General features: G+C 56.9%; 1 protein-coding gene. It reads right to left on the bottom strand.

The window, feature by feature from the left end; translation table 11 throughout:
- Positions 1-545, bottom strand: a 545-nt coding sequence (locus HMPREF2792_RS07895; protein ID WP_118781214.1) for an IS3 family transposase, incomplete at both ends; no start/stop codon positions are given.

Genomic DNA, 545 nt, shown 5'->3' with positions numbered 1-545 from the left:
CGCTTACGGTCGTAGAATTCAGTCTTTAGCGTCGACCAGAACGACTCAGCCATCGCGTTATCGAAGCACACACCAGTACGCCCCACAGACTGAGCAATACCCAGTCTGCTGCAGACCTCCCAGAGCTTCTCACTGGTAAATTGCGTTCCGCGGTCAGCGTGAAACACCAGCCCATCAGGAACATCACCGCGCAGTGTATGCGCCATCCGCAGGGCCCGTTCGACCAGGTGTGTGTCTTGCACGCTATCCATAGCCCAGCCCAGCACTCTGCGGGAATGACCGTCGCGGACCGCGCACAAATACAACCAGCCCTCACCGGTGCGCAAGTAGGTAATATCCGACATCCACACCCGGTTGAGCTCACCAGTATCAAACATGCGCTTGACCAGGTCAGGAAGACTCGACTTACGCTTGGCTTGGATTGTAGTCACTGGGACAAAGGCACGCGGTGAAATCCCTTCAATGCCCATCATGCGCATCCGCTTCGCCACAGTCTTACGGTTGAGCGAAATGTGGTAGCGCTCGGCAAGCTCTGCGGTGATCCG

Source organism: Corynebacterium sp. HMSC068H04, assembly GCF_001811255.1.
GTDB lineage: Bacteria > Actinomycetota > Actinomycetes > Mycobacteriales > Mycobacteriaceae > Corynebacterium > Corynebacterium hesseae.
This window is presented reverse-complemented; position numbering and strand designations above follow the sequence as displayed.